This is a genomic window from Sphaerisporangium rhizosphaerae (assembly GCF_042665155.1).
Lineage (GTDB): Bacteria > Actinomycetota > Actinomycetes > Streptosporangiales > Streptosporangiaceae > Sphaerisporangium > Sphaerisporangium rhizosphaerae.
This window is the reverse complement of sequence record NZ_JBHTCG010000019.1, coordinates 39,212-61,704: the sequence shown is the minus strand read 5'-3', so window position 1 is coordinate 61,704 and position 22,493 is coordinate 39,212. Positions and strand designations below refer to the sequence as shown.

The window sequence follows — 22,493 nt, the reverse complement described above, 5'->3', positions numbered from 1 at the left end:
AGGCTGCTGCAGCCCGGCAATCGAGTCCCCAGTGATACGCATGCGGCAACCATAGCCCCTGACACGTCGCAGGTGTCAAATCTCCGGACACAAGTCTCACAATATGGGATGAGCTTGCCCATCCCCTCAGGCGGTCTCCTGGAGAGGAGACAGGCTGGGGCGCATGAGGGAGTCGACGCCGCGGGCGGCCATGGGGCGGGCGACCAGGTAGCCCTGACCCCGGGTGCAGCCCATCTCACGGAGCAGTTCGAGCTGCTCGGGGCGCTCGATGCCCTCGGCCACCACGATGAGGCCGAGGTCGTGGCCGAGCCGGACGATGGTGCGGGTGAGCAGCGTCAGCGTCTCGTCGCGTCCCAGACCGGACACGAACGACGGGTCGATCTTGATCATGTCGACGGGAAGCTGCCGCAGGAACGCCAGCGAGGCGTACCCGGTGCCGAAGTCGTCGATCGCGAGCCGCACGCCGAGGGCGCGCAGCTCCGACAGCCGGCTGATGATCTCGTCGGCGTCCTCGACGAGCATCTCCTCGATCACCTCGAGGGTCAGGGCGCTCGCGGGCAGGCCGCTCTCGGCCAGGGCCGCCTCGACCGTCTCGACGAACCGCGGCGCGGTGATCTGGCGGCTGGACAGGTTGAGCGACAGCCCGATGTCCCAGGACGAGGCCCGCCAGGCGGCCACCTCGCGGCACGCCTCGCGCAAAATCCACTCGCTGAGCGGGACGATCAGCCCGGTGTCCTCGGCGGCGCCCAGGAACTGCTGCGGCGGGACGAGGGTGCTGCCCCGCCACCAGCGCACCAGGGCCTCGACCGCGGTGACCCGGGAGGTCGCCAGGTCCACCACGGGCTGGTACTCGATGGCGAACTGGCCGGCCAGCAGCGCCCGCTGAAGGTCGGCGGCCAGCTCCAGGCGGCGTACGACGTCGGCGTGCATGTGGGCGGCGAACACCTCGACGCGGCGGCCGCCGAGCTCCTTGGCCCGGGTCGTGGCCACGTCGGAGTTGCGGATGAGGTCGCCGGCCGGGACGCCGTCCTCGGCGAAGGCGACGCCGACGCTGGCGGTCAGCGCGATGTCGCGGTCGGCCACCCGGAAGGGCTCGGAGGACACCGCGCGCACCAGCCGCTCGGCCAGGTCGATGGCCGACTGGGCGTCGGCGGTGCCCGAGCCGGTCGACGGGCCCGAGCCGCCGGACTCCAGCAGCACCGCGAACTCGTCTCCGCCCCAGCGGGCGAGGGTGTCGTCGGAGTGGACGGCCGCGCGCAACCGCCGGGCGGCCTGGCTCAGCAGGTAGTCGCCGCCGGCGTGCCCCACCGAGTCGTTGACGCCGGTGAAGCCGTCCAGGTCGATGAACACCACCGCCGTGGTGCCGCCGCCCCTGCGCGCCAGCACCTCGCGGGTGCGCTCCTCGAAGTAGGCGCGGTTGGGCAGGCCGGTCACCCCGTCGTGGAAGGTGAGGTGGGCGACCTGGTTGCGCAGTGCCACCTGGTCGCTGACGTCCCGCGTGGAGATCAGGACGAGGTCCTCCCCCTCGCTGGGGTGACGGGTGGCGACGGACTCGGCCGGCCGCCAGGTGCCGTCGGCGGCGCGGACGCGGCAGGCGACCCGGCACGCGCTCTGCCGTTCCAGCGGCGGTTCCTCATCGGTCGTCAAAGACTTCAACGCGGCCTGGACGCCGGGGGCGTCCTCGGAGTGGACGTAGTCGAAGATCGAGCGTCCGATCAGATCGCGGGGGTGGTAGCCGTACAGGGCCTCGACCCCGGCGCCCATCTCGCGCATGACGCCGTCGTTGTCGCAGACCAGGACCATGTCACCGGCGCTCTCGGCCAGGTGGATGAGCCGGCGCTCGCTGGAGTCCAGATTGCCGCGCATGCTCGCGGTCTCCACGGCCAGCACGAACACCTTGGCCAGCAGCACGACCACGACCGAGCCGACCACGAAGGGCAGAACGGCCACCGGCCGGTCGGGGCCCTGGGTGATCACGCGGACGAGGAGCACGACGGTGGCGACGGCGGCCAGGACGAGCGGCGCCCCCTCCACGATGGCGGAGGACGGCGCCCGCACCGGGCGGGTGCGGGGTCGGCTCGCCCACGGGGCGGCGGCCAGCAGCAGATAGGCGATCGGCGCCACCAGGCCGGCGGCGAGCGGAAGAGCGCCGCCGACGGTCACGCGAGCCATCGCCGTGGCCAATTCCTGCACGGTGACCGTCGCGAGCACGGCCAGCGCGGCCAGGCCCACCCGGCGCCCGGCCGAGCGCGACGCCAGCGCGGCCGGGGCCACGGCGCACGTCGCCAGCAGGCAGACCACGGGCGCGGCGAGCGTGCTCGGCTCGTCGGACCTGGCGTACAGCGGAGCCAGAAGCACGACCCAGCCGATGGTGAACAGCGACGCGGCGCTGATGTAGGCGCTGGTGGCGTACTGGAGCAGCGACCTGCCGTACGCCCGGCGCCGCGCCGTGCGGCCGCAGCCGATCGCGAGCAGCACCCCGCCCGCGATGAGCAGGACGTCGGCGAAGGTCAGCATGAACGGCGTGCCCTCGGCGAGCGGGCGCACCCCCACCCCGGCCAGCCAGGCGGCCGTGCCGGAGGCGAGCCAGCGCCAGGCGGACGACTGGTGGCGCCAGCCCGGCGCGACGCGGGCGGCCGCCACCAGGAGTGAGACGGCGGCGATGAGGCCGGCCACCACCCCGGCCACCGCGGTGACCGTCGCGGCGGCGGCGTCGACGAGGAGGGCAGCCGTGAGGCCCACCGCGCCGAGACCGGCGGCGGCGGTCAACGGGACCCTTGGGTCACGAAGGCCGTTCAACGTCGTCGCCCATGCGGCTCATCCCTGTCACGTGGCCAGTGTCGCGCCCGCCCGGGGGCGGAGGAGGCGACAACCGCTCAGTCGTCACCGATCTGATAACCGCCTTGCTCGCTGTCAGGAACGGTGGCGCGGTGAGACTCACCGTACGCATCGGAGGTCACGAGGCAGCCACGGCTTGGGTTTGCTTTCCTATCGTTACGAGTCAGAAACGAGAGTCAAGCCGTTCAGTACGACCCCGTGATCACGTTGTTCAGCGGTTCCCCGGACAGGTATCTCAGCATCTGAGATCGCATGAGTTTCAGCGTCCGCCGCAGCGACGCCGGGGTGCTGCCCGCCACGTGCGGGGTGATGAAGACCCCCGGCGCCGTCCACAGCGGGTGGTCCTTGGGCAGAGGCTCGGGGTCGGTCACGTCCAGGGCGGCCCTGAGCCGACCGGCGCCGAGCTCGGCGACGAGCGCGTCGGTGTCCACCACCGAGCCGCGCGCGGCGTTCACCAGCACCGCCCCGTCCTTCATCATGGCGAGGAAGGCGGCGTCCACCATGCGCGCGGTGTCCGGGGTCTGCGGCACCAGCAGCACCACGACATCGGCCTCGGGCAGCAACCGCGGCAGCTCGTCCTCGCCGTGCACGCCGTCGCGCGCGGTGCGCGCGACGCGCACGACCTCCACCTCGAACCCGTCCAGGCGGCGTTCCAGCGCCTGGCCGATCGAGCCGTACCCGATGATGAGCACGGTGGCGTCGGCCAGCACGCCGGTGTGGTGGTAGGTCCACTCCCCGCGCTGCTGGGCGCCGGCGAAGGCCGGGAAGTCGCGCAGCACGGAGATCATCGCGCCGACCGCCCACTCGGCGGTGCCCGCGTCGTGGACGCCCCGCGCGTTGCACAGGATCACGCCGTCGGGCAGGTGGGGACGGTAGGTCTCGACGCCGGCCGTCACCGTCTGCAGCAGGCGCAGCTTGGGCATCCGGCCGAGCAGTTCGGCGGTCGTGCGGGGCGGGATGAGCGGGGGGATCCACACCTCGACGTCCTCGGCGTTCTCGGGCGGCCGCTCGCCTCCGTCGTACAGGACGCATTCCACATCCGGCAGATCGGTCAAGACATCGACGATGGCCTGCGAGGGAGCCCAAATCTTCATGACCATCAACCCTAACGACCCCCCGCCGGGGGCGGGAACCTCGCCTGCGGGACGTCAGTATGGAGTGACGGAGGAGGTTCTTGATGCCCGACGGATCACCGCACGCCGGCACCGCACGCGACCACCGGCACCCCACCCCGCCCATCCCCCCGCCCGTTGCTTCGCCCACCCCGCCCATCCCCCCGCCCGTTGCTTCGCCCACCCCGCCTGTCCGCCCGCCCGTCTCTTCGCCCACCCCGCCCGCATCCGCCGTCGCCCGGACCCCGCCGGCCGACGGCCCGCTCCCACCGGCCGGCCCGAGGACGGCGCCCCGCGCGCCGGTCCTGAGCAGGGCGCACGCGGTGCGGCGGGTGCTCGCCGCCGCGACCGCCGCCGTGCTGCTGGCGGGGTGCGCGCCCGGGAAGGCGGAGCGCGCGGACGGCGACGGCTCCTCCGTCCCGCCGACCGGCGCCGCGCCCGCGGCTCCGTCCTCCGGCGCGGCCCCGCCCTCCGGCGCGACGGAGTCCCCCGCCAAGGTGGCGACGCCCGGCACCCCTCACACGCTCGTGGGAGGTCTGGCCGTGCCCTGGGCCATCGCCTTCCTGCCCGGCGGCGACGCTCTGGTCACCGAACGCGGCTCCCCGCGGTTGCTGCGCGTGTCCCCCTCCGGCGAGGTGAGCGAAGCCGGGGTGATCGAAGGCGTGTCCCCGAGCGGGGAGGGCGGCTCGCTCGGCGTCGCCGTCTCCCCCCGGTTCGCGCAGGACCACTACGTCTTCGTCTACTACACGGCCGCCACCGAGAACCGCATCGTGCGCTACCGCTACCAGAACCGCCTGAGCGACCCGGTGACGATCCTCAGCGGCATCCCCAAGGGCGCCATCCACAACGGCGGGCGGCTCGCGTTCGGGCCCGACGGGTACCTGTACGCCACGACCGGCGAGACCGGCGAGCGTCCCCTGGCCCAGGCGCTCGGCACGCTGGGCGGCAAGATCCTGCGGATGACCGTCGACGGCAAACCCGCACCGGGCAACCCGTTCGAGAACGTGATCTGGAGCTACGGGCACCGCAACGTCCAAGGCGTCGCCTGGGACCCGGACGAGCGCATGTACGCCTCGGAGTTCGGCCAGAACACCTATGACGAGGTCAATCTGATCAAGAAGGGCGGGAACTACGGCTGGCCGGGGGTGGAGGGCTTCGGCGGCGGCGACGGTTACACCGACCCGCTGCTCACCTGGTCTCCCGCCGAGGCATCGCCCTCGGGGATGGCCTACGCGAAGGGCTCCCTGTGGATCGCCGCCCTGCGTGGGACGCGGCTGTGGCAGGTGCCGGTGATCGGCATCGGCCGCGTGGGCACGCCCATCGCCCACTACACGGGAAAGTACGGCCGCCTGCGCGCCGTGGCCGCCACCCCCGACGGCTCCTCGCTTTATGTCAGCACCAGCAACAAGGACGGCCACGCCCCTTCCACAGGCGGCGAGGACCGCATCCTGGTCATCCCGCTCCGCTGACCCGGAACCCTCCGCGGACCGGAGCCCGGCCCTGGCTTCTCCCGGCCGGAGCCCGGTCCGGCCTGTGCGGGGACGGGCCCGAGCCCGGCGCCGGTCGGCCCGAGATGGACGCCCGGGTCAGGACGGCCTCATCGGCCGGAGCCGCTCCTGGCGACGATGCCGGTGACGATGCCGCTGACGGCGTCAGTCGCTTCCGGTCGTCCCCGCGGCGCCGCGCCCATTGCCGTCGTTCCCGCTGCCGCTCGACCGGCCGTTCCCGTTGTTGCCGTTCCCGTTCCCGTTCCCGTTCCCGTTCCCGTTCGAGTTGCCGTTCCCGTTCGAGTTGCCGTTGCCGTTGCCATTGCCGTTCGAGTTGCCGTTGCCGTTCGGCGTGGTGTTCCTGCGGCCGTTCCCGTTCGGGTTGGCGTTGCCGTTCGGCGTGGTGTTCTTGTTGCCGTTGCCGTTGCCGTTGTTGTCGGAGGTGACGGGCGTGCTGGGCTCCGACTGCTTCTTACCGCCGTTGCGGCGCTGCTTGGCCGAGCCGTCGAGGTCCTGACCGGAGGGCTCGGACTGGACGGTGGAGTCGTTCTGCCGTTCGGGACCGCTCGGCTGCTCCGGCCGGCAGATCACCTTCGGCGCGGCCTCGTACACCGTCGTCCGCGGGCGGTCCTTCTTGACGATCTTGCCGTCCTTGTGGAAGACCCGGGTGACCGTGACGGTGTAGCCGGGGATGCCCTCCATGGGGATGCAGTCGGGATCGGTGACGGTCCTGGTCTCCGGCTGGCCGGGGTTGGCGCGCTGCGAGGTCTCGATGGCGATGCGGTCGTACTTCCTGGTGCTCCACAGCGACACCGTCAGCGCCGTGCCGGTGTAGGACGCCTTGACCAGCACGCCGTACTCGGTGACGTTGCGCCACCGCAGGTCCTCGTCGGGGTAGTTCACCGACGCCTCGCGGCCCATCGGGTAACGCGTCACGTAGAACGGATAGGGGGTGCGGGCGACCTCCTCCATCCCGGCGAGGAAGGCCGCGTCGTACAGGGTCGTCGCGAACTGCGACATGCCGCCGCCCGTCGCGATGACCAGACGGTCGCCCCCGACGGACTGGGCACGGACGAAGCCGCGGGTGGCCGGGTCGCCGATGGCCTCGTTCAGCGAGAAGACCTGCCCCGGCCGCACGATCATGCCGTCCACCAGGTCGGCCGCCTTGTGGATGTTGGTCACCCTGGCGGCGCAGCACGGGTAGGTCGTGGTGGACTGCGCGATCTGCTCCTTCACCCCGAGCCTCACGGCCTCCGCGTCGCTGAGCGTGGGCTCGGTGATGGCCAGGGACACCGGGATGGTGCGCGCCCCGCCGACGGTGATCACCTTGCCCACCGCGTCGGCCAACTTGGCGCTGTCGACCCCCTTGCCCGTGCGGGCGTGCACCAGCTTGGGCCGCTGGTTCTCGATGACGAACCCGGCCTCGCGAGGCGCCGCGGCCATGCCGACCAGCTTGGTCTCCAGCCCGGCGACCGCCTTGTGCGCGTCGAAGACGGGGCGGACGACGCCGGCCTGGTCGGGGGTGAAGGTCAGGTGGGCGGCGATCAGCTTGGGGGTGAGGTGGGCGCGCCTGCCGCCGTTGACCAGCGTGATCGGCTCGGCCACCGCGCGCCGGGCGACCGCGAGCGCCCCGTCGAAGGCCTGGATGCCCGCCTTGGGCTGGACGAGGTCCACCGACAGCGGCACCGGGGACGGGGCGTCCAGGAACGCCCGCCTGATCGCCTTGGCGGTGGCCGCCTCATCCAGGACCTGCCCTTCCTTGGGGGTGCGCAGCTCCGGCGTGGTGCCGTTGTAGACGATCGCGCCCTCCTGGGCGGGACGGCCGACGTCGGCGGCGATCCGGCGGAGGCGGTCGGCGAACTTGGTCTGGTTGAGCGAGATGCGCAGCGGCAGCTCGCGTTCGCCGGTGAAGGACTGCCAGACGGCGATGGGGCTGGGGAAGCCGGTCTCGGCGTCGGCGATCGTGGCGTCGACGTCGATCGTGAGCCCGGCGTCGCGCGGGTCCAGCACTCCGACGCGCCGCCCGTCCAGCATGAGGACGAGGGGCTGCTGGTCGTTGCCGTCGAACCGCTCGTGCAGGCGGTCGAGCGCCTGGGTGGCGTTCATGCCGCCGATGCGCACGTCTTTGACGTGCGTTCCCGGCGGCACCTTCCCCCAGATCAACGTGGCAGGAACGCCGTAGCCGAGCAGGAAGAGGAGTGTGAGCGCTCCCACGGCCAGCAGGACGCGCCGCAGCCCATGCCGCCGCACGGACGGTTCAGGGTCGTCCAGGTCCGCCGGCTCGGGCTTGGGCTCGTCCTCCGGGCGGCGCACCCGCACGCCGGCCGTCATCGGCCACGGCTCGGGCGGGCCGGCGGGCGGCGGCAGGGTCACCGGCGGGCTGGAAGGAGCACCGGACGGCGGCGGGGTGTTGACGAAGATCTCGGGAGACACGCCGGGCGGCAGCGGTGAGACCCCGCGCGGCAGCTTCCTGCGCGTCGCGGACGCGTGGCCCGCGGCGGGGTCCTTCTGCTCGCCGGTGTCCTTGGCGAGTTGCCGGTCGGCCGGAAGCGCGACGGGCGAGTCAGGCCGGACCGCCGCGAACGGGTCGGGAGGCGGGTCGATGGACGCTCCGGCGTTCCGCACGCCTCCGTCCTCCTCCCACTCCGTACCGAATCCCCCGCATCACCCTAAACCAACACCACTCACAAATTCTTCAACATCGCTGGATGAATCCAGTCCCAGGTATGAGCGATTTATAGGTGAAAAGCGTACTAAGTACGGAAGATAGGTTCGCCTCACATAAGGCGGACGGGTCTCGCGGACCATTTCCGCGAGACCCACACGCACACCGACGGACGGTTCGGCGCCCGGCGCCTACTCGGAGACGCCGAGCTTCTCCAGGATCAGCTCGCGGGCACGGCCGGCGTCCGCCTTGCCGCGGCTGGCCTTCATCACGCCGCCCACCAGCGCGCCCACCGCGGCGATCTTGCCCGAGCGCACCTTGTCGGCCGCGTCGGCGTTGGCGGACAGCACCTGGTCGATGATCGAGGACAGCTCGCCCTCGTCGCTGACGATGCGCAGGCCGCGGGCCTCGACCACCTCGTCCGGGGAGCCCTCGCCGGCCAGCACGCCCTCGAGCACCTGCCGGGCCAGCTTGTCGTTCAGCGCGCCGGAGGCCACCAGCTCGACCACCCGGGCGATCTGCTCCGGCGTGATCGGCAGCTCGGCCAGGGGCGTGCCGGACTCGTTGGCGCGCCGCGCCAGCTCGCCCATCCACCACTTGCGCGCGTCGGCCGCGGGCACTCCCGCCTTGACGGTCGCCTCGACCAGGCCGAAGGCGTCGGCGTTGTGCATGGCCGCCATGTCCAGGTCGGAGACGCCCCACTCGGCCTGCAGCCGCCTGCGCCGCGCCGTGGGCAGCTCGGGGAGCTCGGCGCGCAGCTCGGCGATCCACTCCGGGCTCGGCGCGATGGGCAGCAGGTCGGGCTCGGGGAAGTAGCGGTAGTCCTGCGCCTCCTCCTTGGACCGGCCAGAGGTGGTGGCGCCGGTGTCCTCGTGGAAGTGGCGGGTCTCCTGGACGATCTTGCCGCCGTCGGCGAGGATCGCCGCCTGCCGCTCGATCTCACCGCGCACCGCCCGCTCGACGCTGCGCAGCGAGTTGACGTTCTTGGTCTCGGTGCGGGTGCCCCACTCGCCGGCGCCGCGCGGCATCAGCGAGACGTTCACGTCGCACCGCAGGGAGCCTTCCTCCATGCGGACGTCGGACACGCCGAGCGTGCGCATGACCTCGCGCAGTTCGGTGACGTACGCGCGGGCGACCTCGGGCGCGAGCTTCTCGGTGCCCGGGATGGGCTTGGTGACGATCTCGACCAGCGGGATGCCCGCGCGGTTGTAGTCGACGATCGAGTAGTCGGCGCCGTGGATGCGGCCGGTCGCGCCGCCCACGTGCGTGGACTTGCCGGTGTCCTCCTCCAGGTGGACCCGCTCGATCTCGATGCGGACCGTCTCGCCGCCCACCTCGACGTCGAGGTAGCCGTTGCCGCACAGCGGCTCGTCGTACTGGCTGATCTGGTAGTTCTTCGGCATATCCGGATAGAAGTAATTCTTCCGGGCGAAGCGGCACCATTCAGCGATCGTGCAGTTCAGCGCCAGGCCGATGCGGATCGTCGACTCGATTGCCTTGTCGTTGGCCACGGGCAGCGCGCCGGGCAGCGCCAGGCACACCGGGCAGACGTGGGTGTTGGGCGGCGCGCCGAAGGCGGTGGAGCACCCGCAGAACATCTTCGACGCCGTGCCGAGCTCGACGTGGGTCTCAAGGCCCAGCACCGGCTCGAAACGCTCCAGCGCCTCGTCGAACGGCATGACGGAGTGGGTGGTGGTCACAGGGACGGAGCCTCCTTCAGCAGCGGGCCGCCCCAGCGGTCCTCAAAGGCCTTCTCGACGGCGGCGCCCACCCGGTAGCAACGGTCGTCGCCGAGCACGGGGGCCATGATCTGCAGGCCGACCGGCATGCCGTCCTCGTCGGCCAGACCGCAGGGCACCGAGATGGCGGCGTTGCCCGACAGGTTGGCCGGGATCGTGCACAGGTCGGCGAGGTACATCGCCATCGGGTCGTCGGCGCGCTCGCCGATCGGGAAGGCGGTGGTGGGCGTGGTCGGCGAGACCAGGACGTCCACCTGGTGGAAGGCCGCCTCGAAGTCGCGCGCGATGAGCGTGCGGACCTTCTGCGCCGAGCCGTAGTAGGCGTCGTAGTACCCGCTGGACAGCGCGTAGGTGCCGAGCATGATGCGCCGCTTGACCTCGGGGCCGAACCCGGCGGCGCGGGTGAGCGCCATGACGTCCTCGGCGCTGCGGGTGCCGTCGTCGCCGACCCGCAGCCCATAGCGCATGCCGTCGAACCTGGCCAGGTTGGACGAGCACTCGGAGGGGGCGATCAGATAGTAGGCCGGGAGGGCGTAGCCGAAGCTCGGACAGGAGACCTCGACGATCTTGGCGCCGAGGGACTCGAGCAGGTCGACGGCCTCGCGGAAGCGGGCGATCACGCCCGGCTGGTAGCCCTCGCCGCCGAACTCCTTGACCACGCCGACGCGCAGGCCGGCGACGTCGCCGCGGCGGGCGGCCTCGACGACCGGCGGCACCTCCTCGTGGATGGAGGTGGAGTCCATGCTGTCGTGGCCGGAGAAGGCCTCGTGCAGCAGCGCGGCGTCGAGCACGTTGCGCGCGAACGGGCCGGGGGTGTCCAGCGAGGAGGCGAAGGCGATCAGCCCGTACCGCGAGGAGCCGCCGTAGGTGGGCTTCATGCCGACGATGCCCGTGACGGCCGCCGGCTGGCGGATCGAGCCGCCGGTGTCGGTGCCGGTCGACAGGGGCGCCTGGTAGGAGGCGACGGCCGCGCTGGAGCCGCCCGAGGAGCCGCCGGGGATGCGGCCGAGATCCCAGGGGTTGCGCGTCGGGCCGTAGGCGGAGTTCTCGGTGGAGGAGCCCATCGCGAACTCGTCGAGGTTGGTCTTGCCCAGGATGACCAGGCCCGCCTCGCGCAGCCGCGCGGTGACGGTGGCGTCGTAGGGCGGGCGGTAGCCCTCGAGGATCTTGGACCCGGCCGTGGTGGGCATGTCCTTGGTGGTGAAGACGTCCTTGTGCGCGATCGGCACGCCCGCGAGCGGCCCGAGGGGCTCGCCGGCGGCGCGGCGTTCGTCCACCGAACGGGCCTGCGCCAGCGCCGACTCGGTCGCCACGTGCAGGAACGCGTTGACCTGCGGGTCGACCTCGGCGATGCGGTCGAGGTGGGCCTGGGTGACCTCGACGGCCGAGACCTCGCCGGAGGCGATCAGGGCGCCCAGCTCGGCGGCGGTCTTGCGGGTCAGGCTCATGCCTCCTCCCCGAGGATGCGCGGGACGCGGAAGCGGTCGTCCTCGACCGCCGGGGCGGCCGCCAGGGCCTCCTCGGGGGTCAGGCACCGGCGCACCTCGTCGGGACGGTAGACGTTCGTGAGCGGCAACGCGTGCGACGACGGCGGGATGTCGTCGGTGGCGACCTCGGAGACGCGCGCGACCGCGCCGATGATGTCATCGAGCTGGGTGGCGTAGTGGTCGAGCTCGTCATCGGACAGCGCCAGCCGGGACAGCCGGGCGAGGTGCGCGACCTCGTCGCGGGTTATGGCGGACATGAGTCGTTAACCCGTTTCATGGATGGCAATCGGACAGTGTCATCCTAGGGCGCGTGACCGAACGTGGCCGAACCATTAAGCATGGTTCTCCGGGCCATGACCGCCGGTGATCACCGGTCCGGCGGCCCCGGGCCCTACAGGGCCGTGACCCCGCGCGTGCCGCAGCGGCCGTAGGACGGCGCGCCCACCCGCTCGCCCAGCCAGTCGGTCATCTCCCCCGCCGGCATCGGCTCGGCGAACCGCCACCCCTGGGCGGCGTCGCAGCCCATGTCCTGCAGGCGCTGGGCCACCTCGTCGCTCTCGACGCCCTCGGCCACCGACCGCAGCCCGAGCGAGCGCACCAGGTCGACGATCGAGCGGACGATGCGCTCGTCGTCCACGGTCTTGCCGAGCCGCTGCACGAACGAGCCGTCGATCTTGACCTCGCACACCGGCAGCCGCTGGAGGCGCACCAGCGAGGAGTACCCGGTGCCGAAGTCGTCCAGGGCCAGCGGGATGCCGAGCTCCACCAGGGCGTGCACCGAGTCGGCGGTGTAGGCCTGGTCGGTCATCAGAATGCGCTCGGTCACCTCGAGCTGGATGGCGCGCGGCGGCAGGCCCAGGCGGTCGAGTCCGGCCCCGATCAGGTCGGGCAGGGTCGCGTCGAGCAGGTCGCGTGCCGACACGTTGACCGACACGGGCACCTGGATGCCCGCGTGCCACCAGTGGGCCGCCTGCTCCATCGCGGTGTCGATGACGTACTGGGTGATCTGCCGCATCAGGTACGACTGCTCGGCCAGCGGGATGAAGTCGTCGGGCAGGATCGGGCCGCGCTCGGGATGCCACCACCGCAGCAGCGCCTCGACGCCCTCCACCATGCCCGAGGCGAGGCCGACCTTGGGCTGGTAATGCAGCTCCAGCTCGCCGCGGCCGATGGCGCGGCGCAGGTCGCCGAGCAGGTTCAGCCGCTCGGGCGAGTTGCGGTCCTTCTCGGCCAGGTAGACCTCGACGCCGGTGCGGCCCTCCTTGGCGAAGTACATCGCGACGTCGGAGCGCTGCAGCAGCAGCTCGAAGTCGGGGGCGTGGTCGGGGTACAGCGCGATGCCGATCGAGGCGTCCAGGTCGAAGGTCATGCCCTCCAGCCGGACCGGTTCGGTGAGCGCCACCCGCAGCCGCGCCGCCACCTCGCGAGCGGCCGTGGCGTCGCGGACCGTCGGCAGGAGCACGGCGAACTCGTCCCCGCCGAGCCGCGCGACGACGTCGCCCGGCCGCACGCTGTGGGTGAGGCGGTGCGCGACGATCTGCAGCAGCCGGTCGCCGACCGGGTGACCGAGGGTGTCGTTGACCTCCTTGAACCGGTCGAGGTCGAGCAGCAGCAGGCCGACCCGGACGTCCTCGCGGGCCTCGGCCAGCGCCTCCTCGGTGCGCACGATCAGCAGCTTGCGGTTGGGCAGGGACGTCAGCCCGTCGTGCATGGCCTGGTGGTCGCGGCGCACCGACAGCGAGGCGGTGAAGTACAGGGCGGCGAGGGGCGCGACGAACAGCGGGGTCAGCGCCGGGGAGCGGCTCATGACGACGACGACCAGCGGGGCGAGCCCGAGGAGCGCGGCGTAGACCAGGCTCTGGTGGCCGATGCTCGTGCGGATCACCCGCGGCAGCGACCGGCGCTCGTGCAGCGCCACCGCTCCGCAGACCAGCAGCCCGCGCACCACGAAGTACGCCACCGCCGCGAGCGCGACCGCGGCGATGTCGGTGCCCTCCGGCACCCAGGGCGCCGCCGGGTGGGGATGGTGGCCGAACGCGGCGAGCACCACGGCCGCCCCCGTCGTGGCCAGGGTCACCTGGGAGACGTTGAACAGCACCCGGTGCCAGGCCCTGCGGTGGACCAGGCCGCTGACGACCAGCGCCAGGGCGTGGATCAGCACGGCCACCGACAGCCCGTGGTAGAGCAGCAGGGCGAAGGTGAACAGCGTCGAGGTGGCCGTGCCCCCGGCCAGGCGCGAGGAGGAGACCACGATCGGCCGGAGCTCTCCGAGCACGACCAGGACGATGAGCACCCAGAACAGCGAGGTTCGCGCCAGGTCGGCGAGATCGCCGAGGCCGAGCCTGATCTCGGCGGTGAGCAGCGCCGCCAGGCCCGTGGCGACGACCCCCGTGAGGTAGGTCCACAGCGGGGAGAAGGGACGCGGCGGCGTGTCCCTCGTGTCGGATGGATCCGTCATAAGCAAGTAAACCCCCAAGAGGTCACTATGGGAGGGTACGACCTCTGGGCCACTTCGCGAAACCGGTTGGGCACGTTCCGTTACCGGTTATTTCCGGCATACAACGGTTCTGCTTCGTCCGCGGCATGGATGCCGGATGACTGAAACTTAATGAAATAATCTTCTAGGGGTATTTTTCCAGGATCGATGCCGTCATGCAGCGGAGATCGTCCGGCCGCCGACCGGCGGGAACCGGTCCGATCCCCCCGTCGGTCCTCCCCGGACCGACCGCCGAACTTCCGCAGGAGATGTCACCCTCCGAGTACGGGCGCCGGCGACAATGGGCGAAGGCCCGCCACCGGTGCGGTGACGGGCCTTCGGGAAGCGGACCCTCTCCAGGCTCGGCCGGACGGGTTCGCTGGTCGGGCCGTGCCGTATGGCCTGGCCGGCCGGCCCTGGACGGACGCGCGCGCCCGCGGCGCGGCGTCAGTACCGGAAGCGCTGCAGCCCGTCGGCCCAGGGGTTGACCACGTACCCGGTCCGGCTCGCCGGGTCCAGGTACAGCCCCTGCCTGCTGTCCGGGCTGATGTTCGACGTGGCGATGGTCGAGTTGACCAGGTTCACCACCGGGTGCCGTGCCAGGACCTTCCCGGTGTCCGGCTCGATGACGGTGATCTCGCTCAGGGCGTTGTTGTCCCCGGTCGTGCCCGCCTCGTACAGGTGCGCGATCACCGCGACATGGTTGAGGTCGTCCAGCGCCGCCCACGCCGGGCCGTGGGTGCCGAGGTCCGCGGGCGCCGGGCCGGTGAGCGTGGCCTGGTCGGCGACCGTCCAGGTGCTCGTCGGGAACTGCCCGCGGTCGGGCGTCGAGGCGCCGGCGAGCATGTACACCTTGGCGCCCTTGCCGTCGGGGTAGAACCCGGCGGTGCATCGCGGCGCGTCGGTGATCGGCGTGACCGTGCGGGCGTCCAGGTCCGCCCGGACCGTCCAGAACGGCACCCGCGTGTTGAGGCAGGGACCCTGCGTGCCGGAGGTGGCGGCGAAGACGGCGCCGGTGGCCGCGTCCATCGACACGCTGCGGAAGGTGCGTCCGAGGTTCGCCGGGTTCAGCGGGATGGGCGTGCCCACCTTCCCCGTCGCCATGTCCACCGGCCACAGCTCGGCCAGGCCCGACCGGGCGTCGAAGGTCGTCACGGCCGCCCGGTGGCGCACCCGGTCCACGGCGCCGCCCTCCAGGAGGGTCATCTCACCGTGGGTGTCGTCCTGGAGCGTGGTCGCGAGAACGCGCTTGCCGGTCGCGGTGTCGCGCACGTCGAGCTGCGGCGCCGCCGCGGCGTCGAACGGCCTGCGGGCGATCAGCGTGTGGCCGGTCGCCGGGTCCGAGCCCACGACCGACTGCGTCTGCGTGCCGCCGGACTCGCTCAGCAGCGGCGCACCGAGCTTGCCGTCGATGAGCGAGTACGGCGTCGTGGCCGAGGTCCTCACATGGGTCCCGCCGTCGTCGCCCTCGGCGAACTCGTCGGTGGCGATGAGCGCCGTCCGGCCGGTGACCTCGAAGTTCTCCAGCGCCCCCGTGACCGGTTCGCCGTCGCGGTACTCCAGGAACGACGTCGGGGACGCCTGGCCGACCGGACGGCCGCCCCGGGTCGCCAGCACGCGCACCGGGTACTGCGTGCCGGTGGTCAGGCGCAGGGCGTTCAGGTCCAGCACCGTGGTGCCCTTGGCGGACGGCAGCGCCCGCACCAGCGTGGAGGCGTGGTCGACGCCGTTGTCGTCCGGGCCGCTGCCGTTCTGGTTGGTCGCGGTGTTCAGCGACCCGTACAAGGTCGGGCCGGGGGTGAGGAACTCCACGGCCGCGCCGTCGGCGCCGCGCACGTCCTTGACGTCCCAGGACACCTTGAGCTTCGGCGCGGCCAGCGTGACCAGGGCCGAGTGGCCCTGCTCGCCGTCGCCGCCGGTCAGCAGGGGCGCCTGCGGGCGCTGGTCCGCGCCCTCGCCGACGCGCACCGCGCGGAAGTCGCCCCACACGGCGCCGCCGTTCAGGCTGACGCCGACGCCGTAGATCCCGGCGCCGCCGGCCGCGAAGGCCGAGGCGGGGATCGTCACCGAGCCCTTGCGCCCGGCGAGCGGGGTGCTCCAGTGGGCGCGGAACTTGTCGGTCGTGGACAGGGGCGTCCAGTGGCCGACGGAGGACAGCACCAGCGTGGCGTCGGACAGGTCGCGGGTGCGGGACAGGTCGTACTGCACGGTCAGGGGCTTGCCCAGGGCGACCGATCCCGGCACGACCGGCGCGGGCGCGCCCGTGCGGGTGCCGTCGGAGGCGGAGAAGGTGAGGCTCCGCGAGACGGCGGCGACGGGCTTGCCGTGGCGCAGCGCCTCGAACACCACCGGCACGGTCCGCTCGCCGTCGGCGGCCACCGGCAGCCCCGCCGCGGCGAGAAGCTCCTCCGGGAGCACCCGCAGGCTCGGCCCGGCGGCGGCGATCCGCCCACGGTCACCGACGCGCAGCCGGTAGGTCAGATCGGCGTCGCCGCCGGTCATGTCGAGCCCGAAGGTGATCGGCGAGGTCGCGTTCTGGCCGGACGACTCGCCCCAGAAGTCCGCCGGGCCGGTCAGGTCCAGGTGGGCGGGGTCGGTGGCCTCGACGAAGGAGGAGGTGACGTCCGTGGCGATGAGCTGCCGGTGCGCGACGGACAGGCGCAGCGCGGCGGTGGGGATGCGGTGAGATCCGCCGAGCACCTTCTCCACGGCGGCGGTCACGTCAAGCTGCGGCCCCACGTGCAGCTCCTGGTCGGCCTGCGGCGGCTGGGCCACCGGGCGGCCGGTGGAGATGAGCAGGTCGCGGACCTCCCGCGGGCTGAGCTTCTGGCCGGTGGCCCGCGCCGCCGACAGGACGTTCGCCGCCGCCGCGGCGATCATCGGCGCGGAGGCGGACGTGCCGCCGTTCAGCGTGACCTGCGGCCCGTCGGGGGAATGGAACAGCGTCGGCAGGTTGTCGCCGGGCGCCGCCAGGTCCACCCGGCTGCCGAACCCGGAAGAGTAGCTCGCCGCGCCGTTGTACCGCGTCGTCGGGTAGGTGGCGGTGCGGACGTCCGCCGAGGTGAGGGTGTCGTCGACCGTGGTGCCGCCCGCCGAGATCACGCCGGTGTCGCGCACGAGCGTGGGAGTGCCGGTCGCGGCGACGTCGTCGAGCGTCGTCTGCGCGGAGGCGCTGCGGGTGACCTCGGTCGGGGTGCTGCCGCCGTCCGGGCCGATCGAGACGGGCAGGCCCAGGCGCGTGCCGTCGTTGGAGGAGACGACCACGACGATGCCCGAGTCCACGATCTCCCGCAGGGTCCGGCGGATCTGCGGGTCCTCCTCCAGCCAGCGGGAGGGGAAGCCGATGGACCCGTCGGTGCCGAAGCCCAGACTGGCGGTGATCACGGTCGGCCGCGGGCGCTGGGCCGCCGCCGCGCGAAGGGCCGCGTCGATGCCCCTGCTGGAGGGCTCCTGCGGGATGACCAGGCGGTAGTCGGCGCCGGGCGCGATGCCGAGCAGGTCGGTCGGCCCGCTGCCGGTCGCCTCGGGGCGCTGCCGGTCGTGCGGCAGGGGCGCCATCATGCTGAAGTCCATGAGGACCTCGCCGAGGTAGGGGTCCTGGCCCTCGATCGCGCCGGTCGGGTCGAGACGGCCGTCGTTGTCGGCCGTGTAGGCGGGGATCAGCGGGAGCGAGGGGTAGTCGAGGTAGCGCTGCCCGTCCTTGACGACGGACGTCGGGCCGTAGGCGCGCACGTAGTCGTCGCCCGCGTCGGCCATCGCCTGGTCGGTGAGGTCGCCCAGGGATACGTTCGTGATGATCTGCCCCTTGCCGGGCAGCGCGTGCAGGTAGGTCGCGAAGTGCTGGAAGGCGCCGACCGCGTTGACGCCACCGGCGTTCAGATACGACTGGAACGAGGTCGTCAGCCCCTCGTTGGCAGGCACGGCACTCGGCGCCGCCGCGGTCGGAGCCGCGCCCGGATCCGCGTACGGAGCCGCGTCCGGGCCCGGCGTCGCGTCCGGGCTCGCGTCGGGCGTCACGTCCGGGGTCGCGTCCGGGGTCGCCTTCGGGGTCGCGGACCGCGCGGCGGGGTGGCCGAGCGCGGACAGGGCGGCGCCGGGGATGGCCACCGCGCCGTAGTTCATGGCGCGCGGGCGCACCGCGGAGGTCGCCAGGCCGGACGGCGCGCCCACGGTGTAGGGGGTCAGCCGGGCGGCGTCGGCGCGGCGCTGCAGGCCGGCGGCGGTCGGGGTGAGCGGCACGCCCAAGCCGGTGCGGCCGGGGTTCTGCGGCACCGGGAAGACCCGGGTCCTGCCCGCCTTGTCGGTGAGGCTGCCGGTGCCGTCGTCGGTCCAGCGGACGACCGACCCGTCGGCCAGCGTGACGGAGTGCGCCGCACCGTCCGTCCCGGGCCCCTCCTCGGCCAGCGCGACGGGCGTGCCTGACGCCAGCAACGCGGTGGCCAGCAACGCGGCGGCCGCTGTGGCGGCTGAGACGCGCCTGAAACCTGCGGACATTCTCGTCCCTTCGGGGGGTGTTACTACCAGGTAAAATGTCGCTTTTGCACCAATCGACATGATCACCCTGGCGGCGCTCCCACCCCTGAGCAAGCCCTTGCACCTGCCACTTAGCGCAACTGCCCATGTGAGACGCCCAACCCGTGGACCGCCTTCCACGGAGACGGGACCAGTCTGACCATCACCGCCGCCGCGCTCCCGCGCACCAGACGGCCCTCAGGTCGGTTCGGTCGGAGGCGGATTCGGGGAGAGGGGCGGCGGGTCGTACGATCGACGCCACGCGCACGCTTCGAGGAGTGACCCGATGGACCCGTCCCCCGGCGCGTCCTGGGCCGGCACCGGCCTGACGCCCCTGGCCGGGCAGGTTCTCGAATACCTGGTCGGCCATCCGGACTCCGGTGAGAGGACCGTCGCGGCGGCGGTCGGCGCGACGGCCGAGGACACCCGCCTCACCCTGGCGTCCCTGGAGGCCGACCTGCTGGCGGTGCGCGTCGACGGCACACCGGCCGGGGCCGGCGTGGAGGGGCCGCCCTCGCGCTGGCGCGCGAGCCCGCCGCGCTCCTCGCTCGGGTCGCTGCTGGCCCGCAGACGTCAGGACCTGGCCCGCGCGGAGCTGTACATGGAACGGCTGCACGAGCTCTACCGGGCCGCGGCGCACCGCTACGTCGACTCCGACCTGTTCGAGGTCCTTACGACCCCCGCCGAGGTCGCGACCCGCTACGCGCACCTGCTCAGGACCGCCCGCGAGGAGGTGCTGCACCTGGCCAAGCCGCCCTACGTGACCTCTGTCCCCGTCCCCCGCGATGGGGAGGGACGTCCCGGGCCGGTGGCCGAGCCGGTCTGGGGGGAGGAGGTCAGGCTGCGGTCGGTCTACGACAGCGACGGGTTCACCGACGCGGTGTCACTGGAGACCGCGCTGCGCGGCACCTCCCGGGGAGGGGAACTGCGGCTGGCCCCGGACGTGCCGATGAAGCTGGCGGTCTTCGACCGCACCGCGGCGATCATGCCTCTGGGCGGGGCCGACCCGGCCGGCGGTTCGCTCGTGGTGCACTCGCCGCCGCTGCTGGAGGTGCTGACCGCCCTGTTCGAGAACATCTGGCACCGCGCCGTCCCGGTTGCCCTCAGCCCGCACCCCCGCCCTCCCGCCCCGGACGACCGAACCTCCCCTGCGGCCGACCGGGCGGCCGTCCGGGCCTCCGCCCTGGGCGGCCCGGACGAGCGGACCCGCGAGATCCTGCTCCTGCTGTCGGCGGGGATGAAGGACGAGGCGGTCGCGCGGGTGCTTCACCTGAGCCGCCGGACGGTCCAGAAGCACATCAGCGACGCCGCCAAGACGCTGGGGGCGAGGACACGCTTCCAGATCGCCCTCCTCGCCCGCGACCGCGGCTGGCTCCACCCCGGCCAGGACACCTGACCGGCGAACGGCCACCGTGCCAGTGCGGTGACCACATACGTTCACCGAGCACGGCTCCCCACCCCCGGCCACACCCGGAGCGGTGACCACATACGTTCACCGAGCACGGCTCCCCACCCCCGGCCACACCCGGAGCGGTGACCACATACGTTCACCGGGCGCGGCTCTCCATCCCCGGCCACGGGCTGCAGTGATCGGCGCCGGGTCGGCGGGTCGTGGTACGGCGATGCCGGCGCCTGCTACGGCGCCCGAGCCGGTGAACGTTCGTGGACGGCGCCTAGGTGTACTCGGTCACCAGGTTGGTGACCGAGTACACCTAGGCGCCGGCCGTCTCCACGGCCTCGACGGCGGGAACGATCTCGTCGGCGTCAGCGTCGGCGATGGCGTCGGCAGTGGCCTGGTCGGCGTCGGCGGGGGCTTCGAAGCCGGTGTCGGCGGGGGCTTCGGAGCCGGTGTCCGGCTCTTTCGGGGGACGGACGGCGTCGGGGCCCTGGGCGAGGAGGGTCTCGAAGGCCGCCTCGTCCAGGATCTGGACACCCAGTTTGGCGGCCTTGTCGTACTTGGAGCCGGCGTTCTCTCCGGCGACCAGGAAGTCGGTCTTCTTGGAGACCGAGCTGGTCACCTTGCCGCCGCGCGCCTGGATGGCCTCCCCCGCCTCGTCCCGGCTGTATCCGGCCAGCGTGCCGGTGACCACCAGGGTGAGACCGGCGAGGGTCTGCGGGCCCTCGACCGCCGGGGGCTCGTCCTCCATGCGGACGCCCGCCGCCTTCCAGCGCACGACGATCTCGCGGTGCCAGTCTTCGGCGTACCACTCCTGGATGGAGGCGGCGATGGTCGGGCCGACGCCCTCGACGGCGGCGAGCTCCTCCTCCGAGGCGCCGAAGATGCGCTCGAGGGACAGGAACGCCGCGGCCAGGGCCTGCGCCGCCGTCGGGCCGACGTGCCGGATGGACAGCGCGACCAGCACCCGCCACAGCGGCCGGTCCTTGGCGACCTGGAGCTGGGACAGCATGTGCTCGGCGTTCTTGCTCGGCTCGCCGTTCATGTTGGCGAAGAAGGTGACGATCTTCGGCTCGCCGGTCTCGGGGTCGGTCTTGGGCAGGCCGGTGTCCTGGTCGCGGACGACCGACTTGATCGGCAGCAGGCGCTCGATGGTCAGGTCGAACAGGTCGGCCTCGGTGCGCACCGGCGGCTCCTGCGGCGGCAGCGGGGCGGTGAGCGCGGTCGCGGCGACGTACCCCAGGCCCTCGATGTCGAAGGCCCCGCGGCCGGCGGCGAAGAAGATGCGCTCGCGCAGCTGCGCCGGGCAGGACTGGGCGTTGGGGCAGCGGATGTCGACGTCCGCCTCCTTCATCCGCCGCAGCTCGGTGCCGCACTCGGGGCAGTGGGTGGGCATGACGAACTCGCGCTCGCCGCCGTCACGCAGGGCGGCCACGGGGCCCACGATCTCGGGGATGACGTCGCCCGCCTTGCGCAGCACCACGGTGTCGCCGATGAGCACGCCCTTGCGCGCGACCTCGGAGGCGTTGTGCAGCGTGGCCCGCTCGACGGTGGACCCGGCGACGACCACCGGCTTCATCACCCCGTACGGCGTGACCCTGCCGGTGCGTCCCACGCCGACCTGGATGTCCAGCAGCTTGGTGTTGACCTCTTCGGGCGGGTACTTGAACGCGATCGCCCACCGGGGGGCGCGGGAGGTGGAGCCGAGCTGGCGCTGCGCCTCGATGCGGTCGACCTTGACCACCACGCCGTCGATCTCGTACACCGGGTCGTGGCGATGCTCCCGGTAGTACTCGATGAAGTCGTTGATCTCGGTGAGGCTCTCGACGACCTTGTAGGTGTCGGCGACCGGCAGCCCGAACGCGCCGAGCCGCTCGTAGATCGCCGACTGGGCCTCCGGGCGGGGGGAGCCGCCCTCCCAGACGCCGACGCCGTGGCAGATCATGGACAGGTCGCGCTGCGCGGTGATGCGCGGGTCCTTCTGCCGCAGCGAGCCGGCGCCGGAGTTGCGCGGGTTGGCGAACGGCGGCTTGCCCGCCGCGACGAGCTGCTCGTTCAGCTTGTGGAAGCCCTCGACCGAGAGGTAGACCTCGCCCCGGACCTCCAACCGGTCGGGGATGCCGTCCCCGGTGAGGCGGTGCGGGATGTTCTTGATCGTCCGGACGTTGGCGGTGACGTCGTCGCCCACCCGGCCGTCGCCCCGGGTCGCGCCGCGCACCAGCCGGCCCTTCTCGTACACCAGGTCGATGGCCAGGCCGTCGATCTTCAGTTCGCACAGGTAGGGGCCGGGATCGGCCTCCAGCAGCCGTTCGGCCCTGGCCTGCCAGCCCGCGAGGTCGGCGTCGTTGAAGGCGTTGTCCAGGCTCTCCAGCCGCCGCGGGTGCTGGACCGGGGTGAAGTCGGAGGAGATGGGGGCGCCGACCTTCTGCGTCGGGGAGTCGGGCGTGCGCAGGGAGAGGTGCGCCTCCTCCAGCTCGCGCAGCTCGCGCATCCACGCGTCGTACTCGCCGTCGCTCACGGTCGGCGTGTCGAGCACGTAGTAGCGCCAGTTGGCCTCCTCGGCCAGCTCGGCCAGCTCGGCGTGGCGCTCCAGTGCGCCCACGGGCACGCCCTCGACCTCGGCAGCCATGCCGTCTCCCCTCATCGTTCAGCCCCAAGGAGAACGCTACGGGCTACGAAGAGTGCTCGCGCCCTCGCACAGACGTCCTACCAGGGGAATCATTACTCCTACCATGCCACCCACCACCGACATTTCCCCACGAAATGGACTCCCCTGCCAGC

At 72.4% G+C, this 22,493-nt stretch carries 11 protein-coding genes; 2 read left to right on the top strand and 9 right to left on the bottom strand.

The genetic code is table 11. From position 1 onward, the window contains the following. Nucleotides 1-126: 126 nt before the first annotated feature. Together ACFQSB_RS25115 and ACFQSB_RS25110 are read right to left on the bottom strand one after the other, a co-directional pair. Nucleotides 127-2,769 (bottom strand): EAL domain-containing protein, encoded by a 2,643-nt coding sequence (locus tag ACFQSB_RS25115; RefSeq protein ID WP_380829438.1) that lies wholly within the window; start codon nucleotides 2,767-2,769, stop codon nucleotides 127-129. A 254-nt stretch (nucleotides 2,770-3,023) separates the two neighbouring features. Next, on the bottom strand, nucleotides 3,024-3,893 hold the full coding sequence (locus tag ACFQSB_RS25110; RefSeq protein WP_380829437.1) for a 2-hydroxyacid dehydrogenase: 870 nt from the start codon (nucleotides 3,891-3,893) through the stop codon (nucleotides 3,024-3,026). Nucleotides 3,894-4,273: 380 nt separating this feature from the next. Between ACFQSB_RS25110 and ACFQSB_RS25105 the strand changes: the two genes are divergently transcribed. Next, nucleotides 4,274-5,419, top strand: coding sequence for a PQQ-dependent sugar dehydrogenase (locus ACFQSB_RS25105; RefSeq protein ID WP_380829436.1), 1,146 nt, complete (start codon nucleotides 4,274-4,276; stop codon nucleotides 5,417-5,419). A gap of 183 nt (nucleotides 5,420-5,602) precedes the next feature. Here ACFQSB_RS25105 and ACFQSB_RS25100 read toward each other — a convergent pair whose 3' ends face one another. From ACFQSB_RS25100 to ACFQSB_RS25075, 6 genes are all read right to left on the bottom strand, one after another. Beyond that, nucleotides 5,603-8,062 carry a VanW family protein gene (locus ACFQSB_RS25100; RefSeq protein ID WP_380829435.1) on the bottom strand — a complete coding sequence of 820 codons (2,460 nt, stop codon included), beginning with the start codon at nucleotides 8,060-8,062 and terminating at the stop codon, nucleotides 5,603-5,605. A gap of 231 nt (nucleotides 8,063-8,293) precedes the next feature. Further along, a complete protein-coding gene (gatB, locus tag ACFQSB_RS25095; protein ID WP_380829434.1) occupies nucleotides 8,294-9,802 on the bottom strand; it encodes an Asp-tRNA(Asn)/Glu-tRNA(Gln) amidotransferase subunit GatB in 1,509 nt (502 codons plus the stop codon). After that, the gene (gene gatA / locus ACFQSB_RS25090) at nucleotides 9,799-11,289 is read right to left on the bottom strand and encodes an Asp-tRNA(Asn)/Glu-tRNA(Gln) amidotransferase subunit GatA (RefSeq protein ID WP_380829433.1); all 1,491 of its coding nucleotides are present in this window, start codon (nucleotides 11,287-11,289) and stop codon (nucleotides 9,799-9,801) included. Before gatA ends, gatB begins: the two co-directional genes overlap by 4 nt. After that, nucleotides 11,286-11,585: an Asp-tRNA(Asn)/Glu-tRNA(Gln) amidotransferase subunit GatC gene (gene gatC, locus ACFQSB_RS25085; protein WP_354847287.1), complete on the bottom strand. Its 300-nt coding sequence runs from the start codon at nucleotides 11,583-11,585 to the stop codon at nucleotides 11,286-11,288. Before gatC ends, gatA begins: the two co-directional genes overlap by 4 nt. A gap of 134 nt (nucleotides 11,586-11,719) precedes the next feature. Next, nucleotides 11,720-13,786: a putative bifunctional diguanylate cyclase/phosphodiesterase gene (locus ACFQSB_RS25080; RefSeq protein ID WP_380829432.1), complete on the bottom strand. Its 2,067-nt coding sequence runs from the start codon at nucleotides 13,784-13,786 to the stop codon at nucleotides 11,720-11,722. A gap of 465 nt (nucleotides 13,787-14,251) precedes the next feature. Then, nucleotides 14,252-18,298 carry a S8 family serine peptidase gene (locus tag ACFQSB_RS25075; protein WP_380829431.1) on the bottom strand — a complete coding sequence of 1,349 codons (4,047 nt, stop codon included), beginning with the start codon at nucleotides 18,296-18,298 and terminating at the stop codon, nucleotides 14,252-14,254. 304 nt (nucleotides 18,299-18,602) lie between these two features. Here ACFQSB_RS25075 and ACFQSB_RS25070 point away from each other — a divergent pair, with 304 nt between their 5' ends. After that, nucleotides 18,603-19,712, top strand: coding sequence for a LuxR C-terminal-related transcriptional regulator (locus ACFQSB_RS25070; protein ID WP_380829430.1), 1,110 nt, complete (start codon nucleotides 18,603-18,605; stop codon nucleotides 19,710-19,712). Between the two features lie 316 nt (nucleotides 19,713-20,028). Here ACFQSB_RS25070 and ligA read toward each other — a convergent pair whose 3' ends face one another. Further along, nucleotides 20,029-22,341, bottom strand: a complete 2,313-nt coding sequence (gene ligA / locus ACFQSB_RS25065) for an NAD-dependent DNA ligase LigA (protein WP_380829429.1) — start codon at nucleotides 22,339-22,341, stop codon at nucleotides 20,029-20,031. Nucleotides 22,342-22,493: the final 152 nt, after the last annotated feature.